Origin of the sequence: Mycobacterium sp. NS-7484, from assembly GCF_001953975.1 — a bacterium.
Lineage (GTDB): Bacteria > Actinomycetota > Actinomycetes > Mycobacteriales > Mycobacteriaceae > Mycobacterium.
Genome location: NZ_MBEJ01000091.1, coordinates 23,402 through 45,902, shown reverse-complemented (window position 1 = coordinate 45,902; position 22,501 = coordinate 23,402). Strand labels below are relative to the sequence as shown.

Here is a 22,501-nt window from a genome sequence, read left to right as displayed (position 1 = left end):
CGGCCATCGACAAATCCAGCCTCGGATGGCCGATTGCCTGCCCTAGCATGAAGACATGAGCCGAGCCCTGGTCATCGGTGAAGCGTTGATCGACATCGTCGAGAGCAACGGCAGCGTCCTCGGCGAATATGTCGGCGGCAGCCCGCTCAACGTCGCCGTCGGCTTGAGCCGGCTGGGCCGTGGCGTGGACTTTCTCACCCACATCGGCGAGGACGTCCACGGTGAGCGCATCATCGACTATCTGAAATCCGCTGGGGTACAGCTGGTCTCAGGTAGCACCGGGGATGGCCGGACACCGACCGCGCGGGCAGTGCTGGATGCCGCGGGAGCGGCCCGCTACGAATTCGACATCGACTGGCAGCTGTCCGGCACACCCGAGGTGGCCACCCCATTGCTGGTCCACACCGGGTCGATCGCGACGGTGCTGGAGCCGGGCTGTCGCGCCACGGCCGCGCTGCTGGACGCCTACCGCATGTCGGCGACCATCAGCTTCGATCCGAACGTACGGGCCGACGTGGTGCAGGACGACGACATCGCCCGCGGGCGCATCGACCGGCTGGTCGAACGCGCCGACGTCGTCAAGGTGTCCGAGGACGATCTGCGCTGGGTCGATGCCAGGCACTCCCCCGAACAGATCGCCCGCGCCTGGCTGGAGGTGGGCCCGTCGATCGTGGTCGTGACCACCGGGGAACGGGGTGCCTTCGCGGTGTGCCGCGACGGGGCGGTGTCGGTCCCGGCTCGTCCGGTGCACGTGGTCGACACCGTCGGCGCGGGCGATGCCTTCATGTCCGGGCTGCTCGACGCGCTGTGGTCCCGGGGACTGCTGGGCGCCGATCGCCGTCGCGAGCTGGCCGCGATCAGCACGGACACCTTGGCGGGCGCGCTGCAGACCGCAGCGCTGGCCGCGTCGTTGACCGTGGGCCGGGCCGGTGCGGCCCTGCCCGATCGTGCGGAGTTGGACGCCGCCACTTCGTCCTGAGTGCGCGCGGCTGCGTTTGCAGACGTGGCCGGTGGGCCATACTGGGCATATGCGATCCATCTGGAAGGGTTCGATCGCCTTCGGCCTGGTGAACGTGCCGGTCAAGGTCTACAGCGCGACCGAGGACCACGACATCAAGTTTCATCAGGTCCACGCCAAGGACAACGGGCGCATCCGCTACAAGCGAGTGTGTGAGGTGTGCGGCGAGGTCGTCGAGTTTCGCGACATCAACAAGGCCTTCGAATCCGATGATGGCCAGATGGTGGTGATCACCGACGAGGACATCGCCACGCTGCCGGAGGAACGCAGTCGTGAGATCGAGGTCGTCGAGTTCATCCCGGCCGATCAGCTCGACCCCTTGATGTACGACAAGAGCTATTTCCTGGAGCCGGATTCGAAATCGTCGAAGTCCTACGTGCTGCTGGCCCGCACCCTGGCCGACACCGACCGGGTGGCCATCGTGCACTTCTCGTTGCGCAACAAGACGCGGTTGGCCGCGTTGCGCGTCAAAGACTTCAGCAAGCGCAACGTGATGGTGATCCACACCTTGCTGTGGCCCGACGAGATCCGCGATCCGGATTTCCCGGTGCTGGACAAGGAAGTCGACGTCAAACCGGCCGAGTTGAAGATGGCCGGCCAGGTGGTCGAGTCGATGACCGACGATTTCAAGCCAGAACAGTTCCGCGATGACTATCAGGAACAACTCCACGAGCTGGTGCAGGCCAAACTCGAAGGCGGAGAAGCCTTTGCAGTCGAAGAGCAGCCCACCGAGCTCGACGAGACCGAGGACGTCTCCGACCTACTGGCCAAACTCGAGGCCAGCGTGAAAGCCCGCGGCGGGGCCAAGGAGCCGGAGAAGAAGGAACCCGCGAAGAAGGCGACTGCCCACAAAACACCGGCCAAGAAGGCCCCGGCGAAGAAATCCGCGGCCAAGAAAGCTTCGGCGAAAAAGGCTGCCGCCAAGAAATAGCTCAGCGGCGGCAGTCGAGGTCGACGTACACCGTGGTGTACTGCAGGTTCTGTCCCGGGTTGAACGACGTGATGCTCGCCGCGCCCACCGGCACCTGCGGTCCGGTGACCGAACGCCCTTGCCGGACGGCACTCACCGCGCACTCGTCGATGGCCTTGGTACCCACCTTGCTCAATATCACCCGGTACCCCTGACTTTCGAGGTCGCTGATGGTCTGACGCGCCTCCGACTCCGTGGGCGCAGCCACCGCAGGCGTCACCGCCACCGTCGCCAGCCCACCCAGCGCGGCGCCGGCGACACACAATCCCTTCACGTTACGTTTCACTGAATTCTGCCCGTCCTTTCGGTTTCGGCGAGGTGGGCTAAACCGTAAACGGCCGAATTCCGTTGTCGGACAGACTCATACTGAATCCATACCGGTTAATACGCAGCCAATACCGCCGAAACACGGCGTTAACATAGGGCTTGGAGAACGCCGCTAAACGCCCACGTCGACCCGCAACGCCTCATGTTCGTCGAGCAGGCGCCGCAACGCGGCATCCATCGGATGAGCGGACTCCAGATCATGGCTACACCGACGATCGACCGCGACCACCGTGCCCGGACGCAAGGCCGTGTGCTCGATCTGGTCGACGAGCGCGTCGAACATCGGCCGCGGAGTGGCCAGGTAGTAGTGGCCGTGCCGGGCATCGGCGAACCGCGCGCCGTACATCAGGCCGCACTGGGTGAAGACGAACAGTTCCGACGTGGCGTGGCCGGCATGCCCCAGCTCTTCTGAGCCCCACACCTCGGCCGCCAGACGAGCCTGAGCCAACCGGTCTTGCACGTCGTCAGTGCAGGCCAGCAGGCGATGCACGAGCGTGGCCGCCGTCAGCGGGTACCGATCGATCGCGGGCCGGAAATAGCGCGCGAAGAGGTCACCGAAGAAGTCATATCGTTGCTGGGTCATCACGACTCCCCACATTGAACCGACCCCTTTATTGTGCGCTTGTCACGGCGGCCGCGGGCAGGCTTTCCCGTAGCCCGAATCGACTAGAACATGTTTCAGAATTGCGCACCTAGGCTGACTAAGTACTGCTACGGTGGCGCCCAACAAGGGAACGGAGTGTAGGTGATTCTGGACAGATTCCGACTCGACGACAACGTTGCGATCGTCACCGGGGCCGGGCGGGGACTGGGGGCGGCGACTGCGCTCGCGTTCGCCGAGGCGGGTGCCGACGTGCTCATCGCGGCCCGCACCCAGACCCAGCTCGAAGAGGTCGCCGCCCAGATCGCCGAGACCGGCAGGCGGGCACACATCGTCGTCGCCGATCTGGCCCATCCCGAGGCCACCGCGGAACTCGCGGCCGCCGCAGTGGACGCCTTCGGGAAACTCGACATCGTGGTGAACAACGTCGGTGGCACCATGCCCGCGCCGTTGCTCAACACCTCGACCAAGGATCTGCGCGATGCCTTCACGTTCAACGTGTCGACCGCGCATGCCCTGACGTGTGCGGCCGTGCCGCTGATGCTGGAGCACTCCGGCGGGGGCAGCATCATCAACATCACCTCCACGGTGGGGCGGCTGGCCGGCCGCGGGTTCGCTGCCTACGGCACGGCCAAGGCCGCGCTCGCCCACTACACCCGGCTGTCCGCGCTGGACCTGTGCCCGCGCATCCGCGTCAACGCCATCGCGCCGGGCTCGATTCTGACCTCGGCGCTCGACATCGTCGCCTCCAACGACGCGCTGCGCGATCCGATGGAAAAGGCCACGCCACTGCGCCGGCTCGGTGATCCGGCCGACATCGCCGCCGCCGCGGTGTACCTGGCCTCCCCGGCGGGCAGTTACCTGACCGGCAAGGTGCTCGAGGTCGACGGCGGCCTGAACATGCCCAATCTCGACCTGCCCATCCCCGACCTCTGAGGAGAACTGTGACCATCCGTGTAGCGGCGATCGGTACCGGCAACGTCGGCAGGCACGCCCTGGCCCAGCTCGTCACCAACCCGGACTACGAACTCACCGGGGTGTGGGTCTCCTCGTCGGACAAGGCCGGCAAAGACGCCGGAGAGCTTGCCGGCCTTGATGTTTCGACAGGCGTGCAGGCCACCGACGACCTCGATGCGATCCTGGCCGACAAACCGGACTGCGTGGTCTACACGGCGCTGGCCGACAACCGGCTGCCCGAGGCACTCGAGGACTACCGGCGCATCCTGGCGGCCGGAGTCAACGTGGTGGCCAGCTCCGCGGTGTTCCTGCAATACCCCTGGCAGGTCCTGCCCGCCGAGCTGATTGAGCCGATCGAAACCGCGGCCCAGCAGGGCGGGGTGAGTCTGTTTGTCAACGGCATCGATCCGGGCTTCGCCAATGACCTGCTACCCCTGGCCCTGGCCGGTACCTGCCAGCAGATCGAACAGATCCGCTGCATGGAGATCGTCGACTACGCGACGTACAACAGCCCCGCGGTGATGTTCGATGTGATGGGTTTCGGCAAGCCGATCGACGAAACGCCGATGCTGCTGCAACCGGGCGTGTTGAGTCTGGCCTGGGGTTCGGTGGTGCGTCAGCTCGCCGCGGGTCTGGGTGTCGAACTCGACGAGGTCACCGAGGAACACACCCGGGTGCCGGCTCCGGAGGACTTCGACATCGCCGCCGGGCACATCCCGGCGGGCACCACTGCGGCACTGCGGTTCGAGGTGCGCGGCATGCGCGACGGCAGGCCGGCCGTGGTGCTCGAGCACGTGACGCGTCTGCGCGACGACCTGTGTCCGGACTGGCCACAGCCCGCCCAGGAAGGTGGCTCGTATCGCGTGGTCGTGACGGGTGAGCCGTCCTACACGCTGGACCTGTGCCTGAGCAGCCCCAATGGTGACCACAACCATGCCGGCCTGGTGGCGACGGCGGCGCGGGTGGTCAACGCGATCCCGGCGGTGGTGGCCGCCGAGCCCGGCATCCGCACCACGCTCGATCTGCCCCTGGTCACCGGTCGCGGGCTTTACGTCGGGTAGGCCGAAGCGCGCGGTGCCGACATAGACTGGCGTCGACGATCGGAGCAGTCATGGTCGACGTGAGTCGTTGCCTGGCGGTGTTGCTGGCCCCGCCGTGCTTGGCCATGCTCACGGTGCCGACGAGCGCCGCCGCGCCGAGGTGCACCGACCTTGCGCCGCGCACCACCCAGTGTCAGACCGGCGGCAGCACGCAGATCGTCACCTCACCGCCCGGGATGGATTACGTTCCCTGGTACGGAAACGACATCTTCGGCTCGGGAGGCGTACCCATCGGATGATGAAACTTGTTGTGGGCGCAGCAGTTCTGGCCATCACCGCCGGACTGGCGGTCGCTGCGCCGGCGTCGGCCGATCCGGAGTGCACGGATGTGGCCGGTGCGACTCGGTGCTCGAACCCCGGCAATGTGCAGATCAACGCGACGCCTCGGCAGACCGGGCCGGCCTTGCCGTATGGCTGTGATCCGGCGTATGCCGCGCTCTGTTACGACGGCATCCCCGGCATCGCGATCGACATCGGCGGCGGCGGGGACCACCACGACGGCGGCGGCGGTGGCGGAGGTCGGCACCCCCGCCGTTAACAATTCCCGAGGTTTCGGCTACCCTAACTTTTCTATTCGCATACCCGGATAGGAAGCTGGGTCGTTGTTGGACATGAAACCGCGCACGTCGCCGAGCTGGTTGCTGCTCGGTCCGGCCTTTGTCGCCGCGATCGCCTATGTCGATCCGGGCAATGTCGCTGCCAATGTCAGCGCCGGCGCCCAGTTCGGCTACCTGCTCGTCTGGGTGATCGTGATGGCCAACGTCATGGCCGGTCTGGTGCAATACCTTTCAGCCAAGCTGGGCCTGGTGACCGGCCGCTCCCTACCGGAAGTGGTGGCCGACCACACCCGTACCCCGACCCGGATCGTCTACTGGCTGCAGGCCGAATTGGTCGCGATGGCAACCGATCTCGCCGAAGTGGTGGGCGGGGCGATCGCTCTGCACCTGCTGTTCGACCTGCCCCTGCTGCTGGGTGGAGTGATCACCGGAGTGGTGTCCCTGCTGTTGTTGGGGGTGCAGAACCGCCGGGGCCAGCGCATGTTCGAGCACGTGATCTCCGGCCTGCTCATGGTCATCGCGGTCGGGTTTCTGACCAGCCTGTTCGTCGAGACGCCGCCGCCGGGCGAGGTGGCGGCCGGTCTGATCCCCCGCTTCGAGGGTGCCGAGAGCCTGCTGCTTGCCACCGCGATGCTGGGTGCCACCGTGATGCCGCACGCCGTCTACCTGCACTCGGGCCTGGCCCGGGATCGGCACGGCCACCCCGAGCCGGGACCCCGCCGGCGGCTGCTGCTGAAGGTGACGCGCTACGACGTCGGCCTGGCCATGTTGGTGGCCGGTGCGGTGAACCTGGCCATGCTTCTCGTCGCGGCCACCAACCTGCAGGGCCGTGACAACACCGACTCCATCGAAGGCGCCCACGCCGCCGTCCGCGACACCCTCGGGCCGACAGTGGCCCTGCTGTTCGCCATCGGTCTGCTGGCTTCGGGGCTGGCATCCACGTCCGTCGGCGCGTACGCCGGTGCGATGATCATGCAGGGCCTGCTACGACGTTCCTACCCATTGCTGTTGCGGCGGTTGGTCACTCTGATTCCTGCCCTGGTGGTCCTGGCCATCGGCGTCGACCCCAGCCGGGCCCTGGTGCTCTCACAGGTCGTGCTCTCGTTCGGCATACCGCTGGCCCTGATTCCGCTGGTGCGGCTGACCAGCAACGCGACCCTGATGGGTGGCGACGTCAACCACCGGGTCACCACGGCACTCGGATGGGCCGTGGCCGGGCTGATCAGCGTGCTCAATGTGGTGCTCATCTATCTGACCGTCACCGGGTGAGCCCGGCGACCGTTGCTGATGCCAACTCGCTTATCACGTCGGCGATTTCGCCTCGGCGCTGCCAGGCCCGGCGCTGACGCATCGCTCCGTTGCCCTCGGTGACGACGCGGCTGAGCTCGTCGGTCACCATGTCGTAGTCACCCAACGCCTCAAGCGCCGGTCGCACCGTCTCGACGAAGCGGCCCAGCAGTTCCCGGGCCGGCAGCACCGACGGCTCCCCCAGCAGATACAGACCCTCACCGTCCAGGCCGTCATGAGCCGCCTTCCAATGTGCGACGCGGATCTCGCAATCGGTCAGCCGCCGAGGGGTTTCCCCGTCGTCGTGGGCGCGTACCGCCGTCATCACCCCGGCGCGGATCAAGGTGGCGAGCAGCACCGTCTCGTCCACCGTGGCCGGCACATCCGACACCCGCACCTCGACGGTGGGAAAGTTGGCCGACGGGCGGACATCCCAATAGATCATCCCGTCGTCCAACGCTGCGCCGGACCGCTCCATCATGGCGACAATGGCGTCGTAGTGGTCGGCCGAATCGAAGTGTGGCGGCGGTCCCGCACTCGGCCACCGCGACCACAGCACACTGCGGAAGCTGGCATGTCCGCTGTCGGCCTTGCGGTAGATCGCCGAGTTGGCCGTCAACGCCACGAACACGTGCAGCCATGGCCGCAGCCAGTTGCTGACGTAGATCGCCACATCCCGGTCGGGCACCGCGACGTGGACGTGGCACCCGCAGATGCCCTGTTCATGGGCGATCATGCCGAAGCGGTCGGCGATTCGGCGGTAACGCGGCGTCGGCGTCACCGGGAACTCGTGCGGCACGGTCGGCGGCAGCCCCGCCGCCAACAACTGTGCCCCGTTGGCCACGGCAGCCTCGGTGGCCACGCGACGCAGCCGCAGCAGCTCGGAGCGCAGCGCACTGCTGGTCTCCATCACTTCTGTGGCGGTCTCCACCTGACAGCTGGTCAGCTCCAGTTGCAGCTCCACCCCGTGCTCGGCGGCAGTGGCGGCAACCTGCTTGTTGCGGGCGATCGGTTCGCCGCCGTGGGGGTGCACGAGAAGGAACTCCTCCTCCACACCCATCGTCGGATGACTTGTCACGGCTGAGAATTGCCCACCGCAGTCACTCCCAAACGTCAGGCGATGGTGCCTAAGATCGGGTGATGCCCAAGGATTTCCGCTTCGGCGTCAGCCTGCGCACCGGCGAGTCCCAGTCCCAGATCACCGAGGCGGCGCGCCGCGCCGAAGCCCTCGGGTTCGACGTGCTCAATGTTCCCGACCATCTCGGTGCCCCGGCACCGTTCCCGACGCTGACCGCCGTCGCCGCGGCGACCAGCACGTTGCGGCTCGGAACCTTCGTGCTCAACGCCTGCTTCTACAAGCCCGCGCTGCTGGCCCGCGACGCCACCGCGCTGCGCGATCTGTCCGGCGGACGGTTCGATCTGGGCCTGGGGGCCGGATACGTACGCGAAGAGTTCGAGGCCGCCGAACTGCCGTTCCCGAGTGCGCGCGAGCGCATCGACTACCTCCGGCACACCACTGAGTATCTCCGCGAGCACGCCGCCGACATCCCGATCCTGATCGCAGGCAACGGAGACCGGCTGCTGACCGTGGCCGCCGAGACGGCCGACATCATCGGCCTCACCGGCGGTGATCACGTCGACGGAGACCCCCTGGTGGAGCGAATCACGTTCCTGCGCAACGCCGCCGGTGACCGCTTCGACCAGATCGAGCTCAACATCGCCGTCACCGCGATGCCTGCCCCGGGCAGTGAGATGCCCAACCTGAAGATGCCCCGGCATTATCTGCCGGGTCTGAGCGACGAAGAGTTACTACGTCATCCCGGGGTGCTGTCGGGGTCGGTCAGTGCCATCGCGGATCATCTGCGCCGGCTGCGGCAGGACTACGGGATCAGCTACATCATCGTGCAGGCCGCCCATGCCGAGGCGTTCGGAAAGGTGATCGCCGAGCTCCGTTGAGTGCCACCCGCCGCTTCAGCCGGGCGCTACGCAGAATCTGGATCGCCATGTTGGTCGAGGTGAGCATCGGGAACACTCCGAGAAACGTTCTCTCCGAAGGTGTGTGGCCATGCAGTTGCTCGAGGCTGCCGAACACGTAGAAGCACCCGATACAGAACAGGGTGGCCGGAACCGCGAGCGCCATGACGCTGCCACGGTCGGCGAGAACTTCTCGGGCCAGGCGCAATTCATCGTCGGTGAGAACCTCGCGCCGACGCACTTTGCGCAGCGTCGCCGGCAGGGCACCGATGCCGAGTTCCGCGACGACGTGGCGGCGCTCCCTCATCCGCCTGGTGAACACGAATGCCACCGCGGCGCACACCCAGATCAGCGCGAAGGAGACGATCGACAGGATGCCGAACAGGGTCGAGGTCGTCATGTCACACCGCCTGCCGCTGTGGTGACGGCTGGTGCCGTAACGGACGCTGACGGATGAACGTCGGCCACCAGAACCACGGCCCGAGGAAGCGCAACAGGCACGGCACGACGAACGAGCGCACGATCAACGTGTCGAGCAGCAGCCCGATACACACGGTCGAGCCCACCTGACCGATGGTGCGCAGATCGCTGATCAGCATGGCCAGCATCGTGAACGCGAACACCAGACCCGCCGATGTCACCACCCCACCGGTACTGCCGAGCGCCCGGATCAGCCCGGTGTTCAACCCTGCACCTGACTCCTCCTTGACCCGAGAGATCAGCAGCAGGTTGTAGTCCGAGCCGACCGCCACCAGGATGATGAAGGTCAGCGGCAACACCAGCCAGTGCAGGTGCAGGCCGATCAGGTGCTGCCAGACGAGGATTGACAGCCCGAACGCACCGGCATAGGAGAAGGCCACCGTGCCGGGAATCACCATGGCCGCCACCAGACTTCGGGTCAGATACAGCATGATCAGAAAGATCAGGACGAAGGCGGCGATCGCCACGATGAGCAGATCGGAGGCGGCGTAGGCCTTGATGTCCTTGTTGTTCGACCCCGCGCCGCCGATGTAGATCTTCGAGCCGGCCAACGAGGTTTCCTTCAGCGCCGCCTTGATCGCGTCCGGGAATTGTTCGACGTGATCGATCCCTTCGGGGCCCATGGCATTGCCGTCATGTGTGACGATGAACCGGGCGGCCTTGCCGTCGGGCGACATCATCAACTGCATGCCGGTCTTGACGTCCTCGTTGTCGAACGCCTCCCTGGGGATGTAGAAGAAGTCGTCGCTGCGGGATTGGTCGAAGTCGTTGCCCACGTTGATCAGGTCGTAGAACGTCTGATCGGTCTGCGTGGCCTGCAGATGCGCGGGGCCGTAATTGTTGGTGATGACGCCCAGCAGTGCCCTGCTGTCGGACATCATCCGCTCCAGCTGCGAGATCATCTGTGGCAGCAGGCGATCGATAGCCTCGAAAGACGTGACGGCGTCGGCGATCTGGGCGTCGAGGCTGTCGATACCGTCGAGCGAGTCGAACAACGATCGCATCGCCCAGCACGCCGGGATGTCGAAACAGTGCGGCTCCCAGTAGAAGTAATTCTTCAGCGGACGCAGAAAGTCGTCGAGATTGGAGATCCCGGCGTTCATGTCATCGGTGACCTGTTTCAGGTTCTCCAAGGTGAGCACCGTCGAATGCAGTTCGTCGGCCATCTGCTGAGTCAACCCGATCACCTTCTGAAGCACTTCGACCGAACGCGCCTGGATCTCGGCCTGCTTGTCGGTGTTCTCGTTCTGCTGTTCGGTGAACGGCAACTGCTGACCGCTGCCGCTGCCCTGGGTGGTGAACAGATACGGAATGGTGGCGTGCTCCAACGGCCGGCCCAGCGGCCTGGTGATGCTCTGCACCATGGCCACACCCGGTAGCCGGATCAGGCTCTTGGCCGCCCGGTCCAGTGAGATGAAATCAGCGGAATTGCGCATGTCGTGATCGCTCTCGATCATCAGCATCTCGCTGAACAACTTGCTCTGCGAGAAGTGTCGATCGGCGGCCTCGAAGCCGAGATTGGCTGAGGCATCAGTGGGTTGGTATGTCCGATCGTCGTAACTGACCCGGTAGGTCGGCACGAAGACCGCGCCGATCATCACGATGGCGGCACTCGCCGCGAACACGGGTTTCGGCCACCGCACCACACTTGTGGCGATCCGCCGGTACAGATGACCCTTGGTGACGCGCTTCGGATCGAACAGGCCGAACAGGCTGCCCAGCGTGAGCAGCGACGGCGCCAGGGTCAGCGCGGCAGCGATAGTGAACAGCATGCTGATGGCGACTGCCGGTCCCATGGTGTGGAAGTAGTCCAACCGCGCCAGGCTCAGGCAGTAACACGCGCCGGCGATGGTCAATCCCGAGCCGATGATGATGGGGGCGACGCTGCGATAGGCGGTGTAGTACGCGTCTTCGCGACTCTCGCCGGCCTGTCTGGCCTCCTGGTACCGCCCCAGCAGGAAGATGCCGTAATCCGTTCCGGCGCCCAGCGTCAGCGCGACGACGATGTTTACCGCGAACGAGGACAACGGGATGATGCCGAAGTGCCCCAACGTCGCGATGACCCCTTTGGCGACAAGCATTTCGATCAGCACGCTGACGAGCGGCACCAGCAGGTTGGGGACCGAGCGGTAGACCACCAACAGCATGATCACGATGAGGATGATCGTCAGGATCGTGATGTTGTTGAGGCTGGAGTTGGCGATGGTCAGCGTGTCCGCCGCCAGCGGCGCCGCCCCGCTCACGTACACCTTGAGTCCCGGCGGCGGGGTGTCGTCGGCGATGATGTCCCGCACCGCGTTGACCGACTCGTTCGCCTGCAGCTGCCCGATATTGCCGGCGAGCCGCAACAGCACGAACGTCGCTTTACCATCCACACTTTGGGCGCCGGCCGCCGTGATGGGCTTGCCCCACAGATCCATCACGTACTGCACGTGGTCGGGATCCTGCTTGAGCTGGTTCATCAGGTCGTCGTAGTACCGATGGTCGCCGTCGTCGAGAGGGCGGTCGGCCTCGAACACCAGCATGGTCAGGCTGGTGGAGGTGGACTCCTGAAACTTCTCCCCGATGCGCAGCATCGCGACCTGTGACGGTGCGTAACTGGGGATCATCGAGCCCGCAAGTTCCTCGGCGACCCGTTCGACCTGCGGGATGAACGTGTTCGTCACGACGGCCAGAAGCGCCCAGAACACGATGATCGGCACCGCCAGCACGCGCACGGACCGCGCCACGAAAGGTCTTACCCGATGCGTAGTCACGCGGACTTCACCCTGCACGTGACATCGGCTTCAGCGTGGGTAGACGACTGTTCGTCGCGCACAATGTCATTCACCAACATCCGGCAGCCCACCTCTCCCCCGTCGACTTGCACGGAGATGCTGCCCGACACCACGGTCAGCGTCGTCGTCTCGGTGTGCGTCCAGGGCAGCTCGGTGAGTTCGACAGTGTGCGGGTGTCCGTCGATGTCGACATAGCTCAGCATCCCGCCGTCACCGACGGAGCCGAACACCTCATAGGTCAGCGATTTCGGCGTGAACTGCTCGGGTGCCTGCGCGGCGAGAACCGTCGGGACCGGTCCCGGCTCGGACATCTGATGCACCTTCCAGACCCCAAGCCCTCCCACGCCGAGCGCGATGACGGTGACGAGGGGAAGCCATCCCTTCGCCAGCGCCGTGAGGCTGCGTGGTCTGCGGTCGCCTCTGGGCTGCTCCCCGATCATGATCGACAGATATATCGCATACAGGATGCATCTATCAACCCGGCAGCCAAGGCCGTCTGCGCATTCACAGCAGATTGCCAGGCCGAGTAATGCGTTGCTGGCGTAATTTACAGTCGCTTCTCGCGCTCTTCAGCGCCCGGGCCGCCGTTGCACCGCAGCAACGGTATTCCCTATTACTTCCTATGTCTGATATAAATAAGCGGTGCGCAGTGAGTCCGTCGACAGCAGTGTGGAAGCGGTTTCGGCGATGCTCGTGGCAAGCGCCGACCTGATGTGGCGACATCTCGCCGACCGCAAGGGGTTGAGTGCGAGCGCGACACTGGTTCTGGTCCGCCTCGACCGCGAGGGACCCATGCGGGTCACCGCGCTCGCCGAGGCCGAGGGCGCGAGCCAGTCCGGCATGACGCAGCTGGTGCAACGCCTGGAAAGCCAAGGGCTGCTGGAACGTTGCAGCGATCCCGACGACGGCCGGGCGTGCCTGGTCAAGGTCAGCGAGGGGGGCCGTCGCCTGTGGGAGGAACGCGCCGTCGTCCGCAAACAACGCATCGCCGCGCTGTTGGCCGACTTGCCCGAGGACGACCGCACGACGCTGTGGCTCGCGGCTCAGGTCGCGACTCGCCTCGTCGACCAGATGCGTGAGATCGCCGACAGCACCGCTGGCTAGGGTAAACCCGGAGACCGTCATACACCGACGATCACACCGGCCACCGTGGCGCCGAACCCCGGAAAACCCGTAGTCCCGGTCCACACCGGTGTTAGGTTGTCGCCATCGCCCCGAGGAGGCCGACGCAATGCCCATGGAAGGCTCGGTAACCGTGCGGATGTCTGCCTCGGCGGACCGCATCTGGAATCTCATCTCCGACGTCCGCAACACCGGAAAGTTTTCGCCAGAGGTGATGGAAGCCGAGTGGCTCGGCGGCGCCACCGGGCCTGCACTCGGCGCGCGCTTCCGCGGACACGTGAAACGCAACGAGATCGGCCCCGTCTACTGGACGACGTGTGAGGTGACCGCCTGTGAGCCCGGACGAGAGTTCGGTTTTGCGGTCTTCGTCGGTGACCGAGCCGTCAACAACTGGCACTACCGCTTGGAGCCGGCCGGTGCCGAGACCGACGTAACCGAGTCCTTCCGGATGACGCCAGGGGCCTTCACCACCGTGTTCTCGGTGCTCGGCGGTCAATTGCGCACGCGCCGCAATGTCCGCGACATGCGCAAGACTCTCGAACGGATCAAGGCCGTGGTGGAGGACGGCGAGCAGTAGCCGTGCGTCAACATCGGCCAGTTCTCGGAGGGATGTCCGATGTGCCCGCTTATGAGCGACTTTCCAGCGACAATCGCCACACTAGTGTCGTTGTGCCTCGCCAATCCCATTGTCGCTCAGCGATTTTGGCACTCAGGCACCACGTGCCTCATGTGCATCATTCGTCCAATGCCCGGCTATCAGCGACTCTGTCGCTGGAGGGTGAGACAACCGCAGTCCCACGCTCCCTCTCGTCCGCGAAGGCGCGTATGTCCCCAAGTGCATCCTCGGCCCGCCCACCCAGGTCCGGATCGTCGAGCAACCCTTCGAGTCGACGAACCACGTCGGGGCTTGCCGCGCGATGAAGTCGCCCAATGTGTCCCATGCATGTGACAGCCAGCTCTTTCAACTCAGGATCCACACCCGGCGACGAAAGTTGGCGCAAGAGGACGACTTCGACGGCTCGACGATCCGGATCGCCGTAGGTCAGCTCCAACAGCGCCCTGGTAGCCGCGGTCACGTCCGGCCCGTGCACGTCAGACATGACCGCTGACCGCCATTCTTCGAGCTCCCGCTCTCTACCATCCACCTCAGTTCCTCCCCACAGGGCGCACCAGGTCCTGACAGCCCGATTGCCCCGATACCACCTATTCGGCACTCACCGACTACCATGAATCGTCCCTATGGGTTTTCCACACCTATTTCGATAGGTCCCGGCCCCCGTAGCTCAGGGGATAGAGCACGGCTCTCCTAAAGCCGGTGTCGCAGGTTCGAATCCTGCCGGGGGCACTCTTTATTTTTGCAGGTCAACATGGTTTCTCGTCGCCCCCCTGTGGTCGGTGCTTGGTCGGTGTCTAATTGGTGTCAGTAGATTCGTGCTGTTTCGCAATGGTCTGGCGAGCAGTCTGGTCAACGTGGGCAGCAACGTCATCGAGGTCGCTCGGGAAGCGGCCGGTGAGGGGGGCCCATTCGGTGGTTCAGTGGCGTCGCCTGGGCGACCCTCAATGGCCCGAGACCGAGAGGTAGATATGCGATTCTCCCGACGGGAGTTGCGCCGAAACCACGTTGAGGCCATCAGCACTCTTGAGCAGCACTGCCGCACGGTGCAAATCCTTCGCCATGCCGCAGTCCAAGCCGTCAGGCAGGTCATACCACCGCAGTTCCTGGCATGTCGTCAGCGTCATCTTCACAGGTGACGAATCGACCTCAATAGGTGCGGCCGGCGAAGGCGATTTGAACACGCCGTCATAGCTGGCTCCCCCTGAGCCTGGAGGCGGAGCCTTCGTCATCGACAGCTGCGTATAGTTCTCGGGCAACGTTATCCCCATGCCCTGCAACTCGGTTCGAGTCTGCCTCTCGTCCAGAGGGTTCTGCTCGAACGTAACCTCGTTCGAGCAGCCCGACAAGGCGAGCACGGCCAACACGAGCGCCGTGAGGATCAGCCGCACCGTCACCACCTATACCTCGATTTCCTCGCTAAGGGTACGTACGAATGCTGCTGGTCCCTGTGGTGTCGAAACCCCGCGCCCAACCGATGTCACGCAACGTCGCTAGGCCATCGATGGCCGATCGCTTAATACTCTCGATCGGGCCGCCGCCGCTTCCTTGTGGATGCGCATAGTCCGTGTAGTCGTATACAAAATAGCGTTGGCGGACCACTGGCTCCTGGCCGGGCGCTGCTTCCACCTGAGTCACGACTTGCACCGAGTAGCGGCCAAACGCGTACACATTATCGGGATCGCTAGTACCAACAGGATTCCAGCCCCGGCCCATCTGCTGGCTCATCGGGTCGCTACCAAGTACTTCGGTGTAGACGGGTTGGTTTGACTGCGCGGCATTCGCGATAGCCGTCTGCCTCGCATTCTCCAGGATCGTTGGCAACGACTTGTTGCCTTGATATCCGCTAGAAGCATCGTCGGCAAGAGCATCGGCCTGTGCAGTGCTCAATCGGAATGGCTTAGCCATTGACGGGTCGCGTCCCCCAGACTCATTCCCGAGGTAGTGGGTGATGACGTCAGCAGCAGTATGCCAACCACGTGCCCGCAAATAGAGGACTGCGGCCTCACCCTCTGCTCTGGCGTCAGTTCCCTCCAGAAACCGCTGAGCAGCATTCTTGTCAGAAGTGGCGAACTGTTCGTCGCGTGCCTTCAGATTCGGCGGAAAGACCGGTGATTCGCTATTGATCGCATCGTCACTCACCTCGATACTGCCACCAAAAGGCGCTGGTTCTAGCGGAAATGGGACCTCAAGAGGCGTTTCTTTAAACGGGTGGTTCACAAGCTGGACCGTTGAGTCGCCGACATGCTCCTCCGCAGAAAACCTGATCTCTTCCAACTCAAGCGCCTTCTGCTGAAGTCGCTGCCCGACGAAAGTGTCGGTCTGTACAAGCCGCTCGGCGTACCAGTGGATGTCAGCGGCATGTTCAGTGGCGGCCTTATTGCGCTCGATGATCGTGGTGATGTCGTAGCGACAAGCGTCGGTCACTGACAGGTTTTCGTGAACCGTGAACCCGGCCGCCTCGGCCGCGGTGATCGCAACGAGTGCTTCGCGCTTGGCCGCGTTGATATCGGCGATACCGTTCTCTGCGATGTCAGCGGCTTCCCGCAACATGTCCCCGTGACGGCGCACCACCGCCGCGTCGACCGTCGCCCGATCCATGGCAGCGTCCTTGGCGTCACCTTCCCACGTCGTACCGCCGGGGGAGACGATGTTTTGTCGGTGCTGCTCGAATGCCTCCTCGCTTTTGGTCGCCGCTTGCCTCCACGCCGGTGACGCCGCGGCCAAATCGGCGGTGCTCCACCCGTCGATCTTCGACCGACTGACCGCGTCAACGTCCCCGGATGGGACTGCGCTCACACCGAAACCGTCGCGATGGCAGCGGCGCTGGCGGCGTCCTCAGTGTCATACCTTGCACCGGCCACCGAGAGGTCGTCAGCCTGGCCAGTCATACGCCTCGACTGACGCGCCTGCACTCTGAACAGCGCAGCGTTGACCGCCGCCACGCCGGCGCTGCTGGGCTGCGACGCAGAAGGTCCGCCGAGACATGTTCCCGCGAGTGCCGCGGCCGTCAGATCACTACCGAACGCCGCTGACCGCAGACCGTCCTCATCCACTTCCAAATCGTTTGCCACGTTGATCCCCCAACTTGCCGACTTGCTGGCAGCGAGGTTACCGCAGCGTTGCTAACGCACACATCCCGCAAGCCGGGGGCGGGCGCCGATTCCTCTCCGGTCGCGGACTTCGCATCCGTGCGGCTTGGTGTGATCACGCACCGCCCCTGTTCGGAACGGCCCCGTCGTCGAGCGCCAACGACAGACTGGTCACGCGCGCAAGAACGGCGGTGGTTTTCACATTCGCTCCGTGATGGAGCCCCTGATTGCAGCCGGGGCTTCGCTCGTTTGTGAGAGGAATCGGACGCTGATCTGTGGTCGGTGCTTGGTCGGTGACTCCGCGACACGGAGCGGTATCGGTTGGTACGAGATGGCGTTAAATAGCTGAATCAGAGTACCTTTCGGGACCACGACGACGAGGGCTTGCAGGCTCTCCTAAAGCCGGTGTCGCAGGTTCGAATCCTGCCGGGGGCACTCACGACATCTTCGGCTTGAGCACCCACCCCGGAACCCAGTGCGTGACGGTTTTGACCTCGGCGCCGTACCGGATGGGGTAGGTGACGAGGCCCCACCACTGGCCTTGCTCGCACAGCGCCCAGCAGGTGAGCCTGCCTTCGACCACACGGCTCATCTGAATGCCGAAGGGGTGGTAGCGGCCGGCACAGTGCGGCTTCCGGGGGAACAGGGCGACCAGATCAACCAGCACCACCGCCGGTGGCCGAACGACGCGGAACACGTCGCGGACCGGCTGTCCGCCGTAGCCGATGGCTTGCATATCGCCCACGTATCGATCATATGTTCGAACCACCCGGCCGTGGACAAAAGGGGTCAGTTCCCGATGAGCGGACGACCACTGGCCTGCCAGGCCCTCATGCCACCGTCGAGTTCCACCACGTCGGTGTAGCCCATCGACGTCAACGTCGCGGCTGCGGTTGCGCTCATGGGTCCGGACCGGCAGTAGATCGCGATCGGCGCATCGTGATCTTTGGGCAGCAGGTCTGACTGCTCGGCAATCCGGTCGAAGGGAATCGACAGGTCCGTCCCGGCGATGTCGCCTTCGTAAGGCACGTGGACGTTGATGGTCAGCGTATCGGCTTCACCCACCGCGGCAGCGAAGTCCGCGGGTCCGACGAGCCGATGGTGCGCCGTGCCGGATTCGGCCGGGACGGGCGGCGCTTCCGCCGATGCGCCGCACGATGCCAGCGACACCGAGGCCATGACGGCCAACGCAGCCAGGCCAATCCTCGTGAACATGACCGACAGCATACCCCTAGGGGGTACTTGCGCGCCGAACGCCGACGGTGTTACCTTCACGCCGTTCGATACCCCCAGGGGGTATACACACGAGAGGGAGCGACATCATGACCAGTTCGTCTACACCGGTCGATTGGCATTTGCGGGGAGAATGGTTCGACGTCTGCAGCTGCAAGTTGCCGTGCCCGTGCAGCTTCGCCCAGGAGCCCACGCACGGAGATTGTCTGTTCACCTTGGTGTGGCACGTCCGCGAAGGCCACTACGGCGACATCGATCTGGCGGGCCTGAGCGTGATCGCACTCGGTGAGTTCGCCGGCAACATGTGGATCGGCGATCCGAACGCGACGATGAAGTTGATGTTCTACATCGACGGGAAGGGCAATGCCGCCCAGCGGGATGCGCTGGAGCGCATCTTCACCGGCAAGGCAGGCGGCTGGCCGGCCCAATTCGCCAGCCTGATCTCAGAGATGCGCGGCATCGAATACGCCCCGATCAGTTTCGAGTCCGCCGAGGACCTTGCCTATTGGCGCGCGGAGATCCCGGGCAAGGTCGACCTGAAGGTCGAGGCCCTGACCGGCCCGACAGCCGACCCGAACCGCCGGGTGACCACGATCAACGCCCCGGGCGCCGAGGTCGGTCCCGGCCAGGTCGCGACGTGGGGCGTGGTCAAGCAGGACCACGCCGTGGGCTTCGACTGGTCGCACGAGCACACCGGCGGGTCGAGTAAGCATTTTCCGTTCGACTGGCGCCCCAGCTCCGAGCCCACGGAGCCTGCCGAGACGAACGACCAAGCACAGTTTTCGGCGTCCTGCAGCTGCGGCTGCTGAGTCCGACGCCGGCAGCGAAACTCGCCACCGGAAGCGGACGTACCAGCAGGCCAGCGCCTCCCGCAGGGCAGCTGGCAACACTCCGAGAAACGGTCGGCGAGACCTGATCGATATGGCAAATGGATGCAATGCCCTGACCGGGAAGACTTCACCGAGAGCAAATTGGCTGCACGACGGGGTGACAGGCGGTTCTCAGGAAGATGATGAGATGCACTAATGTTATCTACAGACGGGGGTTCTGAGCACGTACTAGCAAACAACCCGGAGGTGAAAATGATCCGTTCGAAACTGATGAGGGCCGCAGCGGTCGGACTCGGTGCGTTGGCGGTACCGGTCGGCGTGGCAGTTGCCGGTGCAGCTCCGGCCTCAGCAGGTCCGAACATTTGCGCAACGGGGCCGTACGGCTATGTGCAGGCTTGCGTCGAAGGCCCCGGATGGGGCTGGTATGACCACGGCCCGCGTTGGCACGGTCGCGGACACGGCCACGGTCACGGTCACGACGACTGAGACGGTTGAACACGGGTAACGCCGTGGCGGAAATCCCAAGCGGGATTCCGCCACGGCGTTTCCCGTTTCCGATACCCGCACGTCGACCGCCCGCGGCGTCCCGTTCAGTACGCCTCTGATGCGGTGAAACCGTCGAAAAAAGCATCGAAAATTTTCTGGCACTCTCCTGTGTCGAGTGCTAATGTCGGCGGTGCACAGTGATTGGCTGCCCGCCAGGGTGGCGGGCTCTGAGACGTTACGGGAGGTGAATTACTGTGCTTCGTTTTGATCCTTTCAGTGACCTTGACATGTTGACCAGGAGTTTGCTGTCGAGTGAAACCGGGTCAACGCGCACACCCAGGTTCATGCCGATGGACCTCTGCAAGATCGGTGACCATTACGTTCTGACGGCCGATCTCCCGGGCATCGATCCCGGCTCGGTGGACGTCAACGTCGACAACGGCACGCTGACCATCTCGGCGCATCGCACCGCACGCTCGGAGGAATCGGTCCAGTGGCTGGCCAACGAGCGGTTCTTCGGCCGTTATCGACGCCAACTGTCGCTCGGCGACGGGATCGATACGTCGGCGATCTCCGCCACGTACGAGAACGGCGTCCTCACCGTCACCATCCCAGTGGCCGAACGTGCCCGGCCCCGCAAGATCGAAGTTGCGCACGGCACCGACCGCAAGTCGATCGAAACCACCGTCGACGCGGAGTAACCGGTACGGCCAGGCTGGGGCCTCACTCAGGAGGCCCCAGCCACTCCCCTCCGCGCGATCAGTGTTGTACGACAACCCGTTTCATCGCTGCGGCCCACGCTCTTGCGCCAGTGATCGAGCCAGCCTGAAATTGAGGTTGGCCCGCACCGCGGGCCATTCGATGTCCAAGATCGAGTACACGACGGTGTCACGACGCGAGCCGTCCGGCAGCAACTGGTGGCTGCGCAGGATTCCGTCGAGCTTGGCGCCGAGCCGCTCGATGGCACCACGGCTGGCGAAGTTGAAAAAATGGGTGCGTAATTCGACTGCGACACAGTTCAACTGGTCGAAGGCGTGACCGAGCATCAACAGCTTGGTCTCGGCGTTGACCCCGGAACCGCGAGCCTCGGCCGTGTACCAGGTATGCCCGATCTCCAGCCGCCGGTTCGGACCGTCGACATGCAGGTAACTCGTCGACCCCACCAGCCTGCCGTCGAGTCTGCGCACCGCGAAGCTGACGCCGTGATCGGCCGCACGCAGGTCGTGCATGTGCTGTACCCACTCGGCGGCCCGGCCGGGCCGCGGCGGCGTGGTGTACCAGAGCGAACCCAGCTCACCGTCGGCGGCGACGGCGTCGATCTCGGGAATGTGCTCCCGGGTCAAGGGCTCCAACCGCACCCAGCGCTGCCCGGTCAGCTCCACGGGCGTCACAAAATCGCTCACGGCTTACCCACCGTCGACAGGAAGGACCACACAGAACACACCGCGGCGAGCACCGCCATGACGCCGCCGACGTAGAGGCCATAACCGGCGGCCACCGGCGGTTTCACGTTGAGTGTGTAGTACCAAACCGTCAGCGCCAGCAGGGCCAACGAAATCACCAGTGCGGCAAAGGAAGCCCACCGTTGGGACAGGCCGCGCCCGGCCATCGCCCCGGCCACGATCAGACACGAACCCAGCAGAACGATCATCTGCCCGGCACCGAAACGGTGCGGCAGGACGATGCTGCCCGCTGCTCCACCGATGGCGTTGGCCCGTCCGCCGCCGTTGGCACTGGTGGTCAACCATGGCAGCCAGGCCACGACCACCAGAACCGCGGCGCACAGCGCAACCAGCCAGCCTGGACGCAGACGAACCATAGCGACGAGACTATCGGGTGTGACCGAACTACCCGACTGGGCCAGGCAGCTGGACCTCGCTCCGCATCCCGAGGGCGGCTGGTACCGAGAGACCTGGCGCAGCGAACTGACGGTGAGCCAGGCCTCGCTTCCATCGGGCTATTCCGGGCCGCGCAGCGCCGGCACCGCGATCCTGTTCCTGTTGATGCCCGGCCAGCAGTCAGCCTGGCACACGGTGCGCAGCGCGGAGTTGTGGTTCCACCATCGCGGCAGCCCCCTGATCCTGGAAGTCGGTGCGGAAAAGGACACGGCCGCAAGCGTTCTGCTGGGTCCGGACATCACCGGCGGCCAGCACCCGCAAGTGCTCGTCCCGCCCGGGCACTGGCAGCGCGCCAGACCCCGCGACGACGAGCCCGTACTGGTCAGCTGCGTGGTGGTGCCGGGGTTCGACTTTGCCGACTTCGCCCTCAGCTCTGCGGGGACGACAGATTGAACCCGGCTCCGGTCGGGTCGGTCACCGCGGCCAAACGCCCGTAGGGAGTGTCCTCGGCGGGGCGTACCACTGAGCCACCGTTGGCCACGATCAGCTCGATGGTCTTGTCGACATCGTCGGCTCCGAAAAAGGTGGTCCACGTCGACGGGACGCCCTCGGGGATGAACGCCGATCCGTCCATCACACCGACGAGTGCCTCGCCGTCGAAGTTGGCCGTGCTGTACCGGAATTCGTCAGTGTCGGAAACAGTCTCGGTGTTCCAGCCGAACACCGTGCGGTAGAAGTCCAACGCCTTGGCATAGTCGCTCGTGGTCAACTGGTGATACACCGGCGCACCGGCCTCGTTGAACACCGCGAAGCCGTCGTGCCCGGCCGGCTGCCAGATACCGAAGAACCCGTTTGCGGTATCAGACAACATCGACATCCGGCCCTTGGCCGGGATGTCCATCACGCCACCGCAGTTCCCGCCGCCGGCCGCGGTGGCCGCCTGGACCGTGGCGTCGGCATCCGCGGTATGCAGGTAGGTGGTCCAGGCGTCCGGAGCGTTCCACTGCGGATCGTTGCGCATCAGCCCGGCGACCACGTTTCCGTCGACGAATGCAGTGACGTAGCCGCCGTACTCGGGGCCGCCGGTCTCGAACGTCCAGCCGAACACCGCACCATAGAACTGTTGGGCACGTTCAAGGTCCGACGTGGCCAGGTCGATCCAGGTGGGGGCGCCCAACGGCGCGCTCTGACGGGTAACCACGATAGTTCTCCTTCACGGTGAGTGGTCGGTCATTCGTA

26 protein-coding genes and 1 tRNA gene are annotated in these 22,501 nt (G+C 64.7%); 14 read left to right on the top strand and 13 right to left on the bottom strand.

The window, feature by feature from the left end:
- Positions 1-55: 55 nt before the first annotated feature.
- Together A5733_RS16675 and A5733_RS16670 are read left to right on the top strand one after the other, a co-directional pair.
- The gene (locus tag A5733_RS16675) at positions 56-979 is read left to right on the top strand and encodes a carbohydrate kinase (RefSeq protein ID WP_076240910.1); all 924 of its coding nucleotides are present in this window, start codon (positions 56-58) and stop codon (positions 977-979) included.
- A 49-nt stretch (positions 980-1,028) separates the two neighbouring features.
- Entirely contained in the window at positions 1,029-1,949 is a 921-nt protein-coding gene (locus tag A5733_RS16670) for a Ku protein (protein WP_076240909.1), read from the top strand.
- 1 nt (position 1,950) lies between these two features.
- Here the strand turns inward: A5733_RS16670 and A5733_RS16665 are convergent, their stop codons facing one another.
- Positions 1,951-2,274 (bottom strand): hypothetical protein, encoded by a 324-nt coding sequence (locus A5733_RS16665; RefSeq protein WP_142254041.1) that lies wholly within the window; start codon positions 2,272-2,274, stop codon positions 1,951-1,953.
- Between the two features lie 153 nt (positions 2,275-2,427).
- The gene (locus A5733_RS16660) at positions 2,428-2,898 is read right to left on the bottom strand and encodes a glucose-6-phosphate dehydrogenase (RefSeq protein ID WP_076240908.1); all 471 of its coding nucleotides are present in this window, start codon (positions 2,896-2,898) and stop codon (positions 2,428-2,430) included.
- 162 nt (positions 2,899-3,060) lie between these two features.
- Here A5733_RS16660 and A5733_RS16655 point away from each other — a divergent pair, with 162 nt between their 5' ends.
- The 5 genes from A5733_RS16655 (at position 3,061) to A5733_RS16635 (ending at position 6,799) form a co-directional block, all read left to right on the top strand.
- Positions 3,061-3,852, top strand: coding sequence for an SDR family oxidoreductase (locus A5733_RS16655; protein WP_076240907.1), 792 nt, complete (start codon positions 3,061-3,063; stop codon positions 3,850-3,852).
- An 8-nt stretch (positions 3,853-3,860) separates the two neighbouring features.
- Positions 3,861-4,934, top strand: a complete 1,074-nt coding sequence (locus tag A5733_RS16650; RefSeq protein ID WP_076240906.1) for a Gfo/Idh/MocA family oxidoreductase — start codon at positions 3,861-3,863, stop codon at positions 4,932-4,934.
- A 50-nt stretch (positions 4,935-4,984) separates the two neighbouring features.
- Positions 4,985-5,212, top strand: a complete 228-nt coding sequence (locus tag A5733_RS16645; RefSeq protein WP_067771087.1) for a hypothetical protein — start codon at positions 4,985-4,987, stop codon at positions 5,210-5,212.
- Positions 5,212-5,511, top strand: coding sequence for a hypothetical protein (locus A5733_RS16640; protein WP_142254040.1), 300 nt, complete (start codon positions 5,212-5,214; stop codon positions 5,509-5,511). Before A5733_RS16645 ends, A5733_RS16640 begins: the two co-directional genes overlap by 1 nt.
- A gap of 73 nt (positions 5,512-5,584) precedes the next feature.
- Positions 5,585-6,799 carry an Nramp family divalent metal transporter gene (locus tag A5733_RS16635; RefSeq protein WP_076240904.1) on the top strand — a complete coding sequence of 405 codons (1,215 nt, stop codon included), beginning with the start codon at positions 5,585-5,587 and terminating at the stop codon, positions 6,797-6,799.
- Here A5733_RS16635 and A5733_RS16630 read toward each other — a convergent pair.
- Entirely contained in the window at positions 6,789-7,877 is a 1,089-nt protein-coding gene (locus tag A5733_RS16630) for a glutamate--cysteine ligase (protein ID WP_369830949.1), read from the bottom strand. The genes A5733_RS16635 and A5733_RS16630 overlap by 11 nt on opposite strands.
- A gap of 80 nt (positions 7,878-7,957) precedes the next feature.
- Here A5733_RS16630 and A5733_RS16625 point away from each other — a divergent pair, with 80 nt between their 5' ends.
- Positions 7,958-8,773: an LLM class F420-dependent oxidoreductase gene (locus A5733_RS16625; protein WP_076240902.1), complete on the top strand. Its 816-nt coding sequence runs from the start codon at positions 7,958-7,960 to the stop codon at positions 8,771-8,773.
- Here A5733_RS16625 and A5733_RS16620 read toward each other — a convergent pair.
- The 3 genes from A5733_RS16620 to A5733_RS16610 are packed head-to-tail and all read right to left on the bottom strand — an operon-like array spanning position 8,715 to position 12,488.
- Entirely contained in the window at positions 8,715-9,191 is a 477-nt protein-coding gene (locus A5733_RS16620; RefSeq protein WP_233152710.1) for a hypothetical protein, read from the bottom strand. The genes A5733_RS16625 and A5733_RS16620 overlap by 59 nt on opposite strands.
- Before the next feature lies 1 nt (position 9,192).
- Positions 9,193-12,045, bottom strand: coding sequence for an RND family transporter (locus tag A5733_RS16615; protein WP_076240901.1), 2,853 nt, complete (start codon positions 12,043-12,045; stop codon positions 9,193-9,195).
- Positions 12,024-12,488 carry an MmpS family transport accessory protein gene (locus A5733_RS16610; RefSeq protein WP_067771079.1) on the bottom strand — a complete coding sequence of 155 codons (465 nt, stop codon included), beginning with the start codon at positions 12,486-12,488 and terminating at the stop codon, positions 12,024-12,026. The genes A5733_RS16615 and A5733_RS16610 overlap by 22 nt, the downstream gene beginning before the upstream one ends.
- Before the next feature lie 202 nt (positions 12,489-12,690).
- Between A5733_RS16610 and A5733_RS16605 the strand changes: the two genes are divergently transcribed.
- The 3 genes from A5733_RS16605 to A5733_RS16590 all read left to right on the top strand — a co-directional run bounded on the left by A5733_RS16605 (position 12,691) and on the right by A5733_RS16590 (position 14,515).
- Positions 12,691-13,152, top strand: a complete 462-nt coding sequence (locus tag A5733_RS16605) for a MarR family winged helix-turn-helix transcriptional regulator (RefSeq protein ID WP_231965740.1) — start codon at positions 12,691-12,693, stop codon at positions 13,150-13,152.
- A gap of 133 nt (positions 13,153-13,285) precedes the next feature.
- Entirely contained in the window at positions 13,286-13,747 is a 462-nt protein-coding gene (locus A5733_RS16600; protein ID WP_076240900.1) for an SRPBCC family protein, read from the top strand.
- A gap of 695 nt (positions 13,748-14,442) precedes the next feature.
- A tRNA-Arg gene (locus A5733_RS16590) sits at positions 14,443-14,515 on the top strand.
- A gap of 212 nt (positions 14,516-14,727) precedes the next feature.
- Here the strand turns inward: A5733_RS16590 and A5733_RS16585 are convergent.
- From A5733_RS16585 to A5733_RS16565, 4 genes are all read right to left on the bottom strand, one after another.
- Positions 14,728-15,180 carry a hypothetical protein gene (locus A5733_RS16585; RefSeq protein ID WP_076240898.1) on the bottom strand — a complete coding sequence of 151 codons (453 nt, stop codon included), beginning with the start codon at positions 15,178-15,180 and terminating at the stop codon, positions 14,728-14,730.
- A 22-nt stretch (positions 15,181-15,202) separates the two neighbouring features.
- Entirely contained in the window at positions 15,203-16,582 is a 1,380-nt protein-coding gene (locus A5733_RS27740; protein ID WP_076240897.1) for a hypothetical protein, read from the bottom strand.
- Between the two features lie 729 nt (positions 16,583-17,311).
- Positions 17,312-17,611, bottom strand: coding sequence for a hypothetical protein (locus A5733_RS16570; protein WP_369830948.1), 300 nt, complete (start codon positions 17,609-17,611; stop codon positions 17,312-17,314).
- Positions 17,612-17,664: 53 nt separating this feature from the next.
- A complete protein-coding gene (locus A5733_RS16565) occupies positions 17,665-18,090 on the bottom strand; it encodes a rhodanese-like domain-containing protein (protein WP_083666251.1) in 426 nt (141 codons plus the stop codon).
- A 107-nt stretch (positions 18,091-18,197) separates the two neighbouring features.
- Between A5733_RS16565 and A5733_RS16560 the strand changes: the two genes are divergently transcribed.
- Positions 18,198-18,917: a DUF1326 domain-containing protein gene (locus A5733_RS16560; protein WP_076240893.1), complete on the top strand. Its 720-nt coding sequence runs from the start codon at positions 18,198-18,200 to the stop codon at positions 18,915-18,917.
- Positions 18,918-19,678: 761 nt separating this feature from the next.
- The gene (locus A5733_RS16550; protein WP_076240892.1) at positions 19,679-20,125 is read left to right on the top strand and encodes an Hsp20/alpha crystallin family protein; all 447 of its coding nucleotides are present in this window, start codon (positions 19,679-19,681) and stop codon (positions 20,123-20,125) included.
- Positions 20,126-20,206: 81 nt separating this feature from the next.
- Here A5733_RS16550 and A5733_RS16545 read toward each other — a convergent pair whose 3' ends face one another.
- Both A5733_RS16545 and A5733_RS16540 read right to left on the bottom strand, forming a co-directional pair.
- Positions 20,207-20,827, bottom strand: a complete 621-nt coding sequence (locus A5733_RS16545; RefSeq protein ID WP_076240891.1) for a GNAT family N-acetyltransferase — start codon at positions 20,825-20,827, stop codon at positions 20,207-20,209.
- The gene (locus A5733_RS16540) at positions 20,824-21,243 is read right to left on the bottom strand and encodes a hypothetical protein (protein WP_076240890.1); all 420 of its coding nucleotides are present in this window, start codon (positions 21,241-21,243) and stop codon (positions 20,824-20,826) included. Before A5733_RS16540 ends, A5733_RS16545 begins: the two co-directional genes overlap by 4 nt.
- A 19-nt stretch (positions 21,244-21,262) precedes the next feature.
- Between A5733_RS16540 and A5733_RS16535 the strand changes: the two genes are divergently transcribed.
- A complete protein-coding gene (locus A5733_RS16535; RefSeq protein WP_067771059.1) occupies positions 21,263-21,715 on the top strand; it encodes a cupin domain-containing protein in 453 nt (150 codons plus the stop codon).
- Here A5733_RS16535 and A5733_RS16530 read toward each other — a convergent pair.
- Entirely contained in the window at positions 21,690-22,463 is a 774-nt protein-coding gene (locus A5733_RS16530; RefSeq protein WP_076240889.1) for a VOC family protein, read from the bottom strand. The genes A5733_RS16535 and A5733_RS16530 overlap by 26 nt on opposite strands.
- Between the last annotated feature and the right edge of the window lie 38 nt (positions 22,464-22,501).

Excerpts from the sequence above, each read along its gene's own strand:
- A5733_RS16570 (WP_369830948.1), bottom strand. The coding sequence starts at position 17,611 with ATGCAAGCCATCGGCTACGGCGGACAGCCGGTCCGCGACGTGTTCCGC.
- A5733_RS16670 (WP_076240909.1), top strand. The coding sequence starts at position 1,029 with ATGCGATCCATCTGGAAGGGTTCGATCGCCTTCGGCCTGGTGAACGTG.
- A5733_RS16560 (WP_076240893.1), top strand. The coding sequence starts at position 18,198 with ATGACCAGTTCGTCTACACCGGTCGATTGGCATTTGCGGGGAGAATGG.
- A5733_RS16565 (WP_083666251.1), bottom strand. The coding sequence starts at position 18,090 with ATGTTCACGAGGATTGGCCTGGCTGCGTTGGCCGTCATGGCCTCGGTG.
- A5733_RS16540 (WP_076240890.1), bottom strand. The coding sequence starts at position 21,243 with ATGGTTCGTCTGCGTCCAGGCTGGCTGGTTGCGCTGTGCGCCGCGGTT.
- A5733_RS16630 (WP_369830949.1), bottom strand. The coding sequence starts at position 7,877 with ATGGGTGTGGAGGAGGAGTTCCTTCTCGTGCACCCCCACGGCGGCGAA.
- A5733_RS16675 (WP_076240910.1), top strand. The coding sequence starts at position 56 with ATGAGCCGAGCCCTGGTCATCGGTGAAGCGTTGATCGACATCGTCGAG.
- A5733_RS16600 (WP_076240900.1), top strand. The coding sequence starts at position 13,286 with ATGGAAGGCTCGGTAACCGTGCGGATGTCTGCCTCGGCGGACCGCATC.
- A5733_RS16635 (WP_076240904.1), top strand. The coding sequence starts at position 5,585 with ATGAAACCGCGCACGTCGCCGAGCTGGTTGCTGCTCGGTCCGGCCTTT.
- A5733_RS16645 (WP_067771087.1), top strand. The coding sequence starts at position 4,985 with ATGGTCGACGTGAGTCGTTGCCTGGCGGTGTTGCTGGCCCCGCCGTGC.
- A5733_RS16620 (WP_233152710.1), bottom strand. The coding sequence starts at position 9,191 with ATGACGACCTCGACCCTGTTCGGCATCCTGTCGATCGTCTCCTTCGCG.
- A5733_RS16610 (WP_067771079.1), bottom strand. The coding sequence starts at position 12,488 with ATGATCGGGGAGCAGCCCAGAGGCGACCGCAGACCACGCAGCCTCACG.
- A5733_RS16660 (WP_076240908.1), bottom strand. The coding sequence starts at position 2,898 with ATGACCCAGCAACGATATGACTTCTTCGGTGACCTCTTCGCGCGCTAT.
- A5733_RS16625 (WP_076240902.1), top strand. The coding sequence starts at position 7,958 with ATGCCCAAGGATTTCCGCTTCGGCGTCAGCCTGCGCACCGGCGAGTCC.
- A5733_RS16640 (WP_142254040.1), top strand. The coding sequence starts at position 5,212 with ATGAAACTTGTTGTGGGCGCAGCAGTTCTGGCCATCACCGCCGGACTG.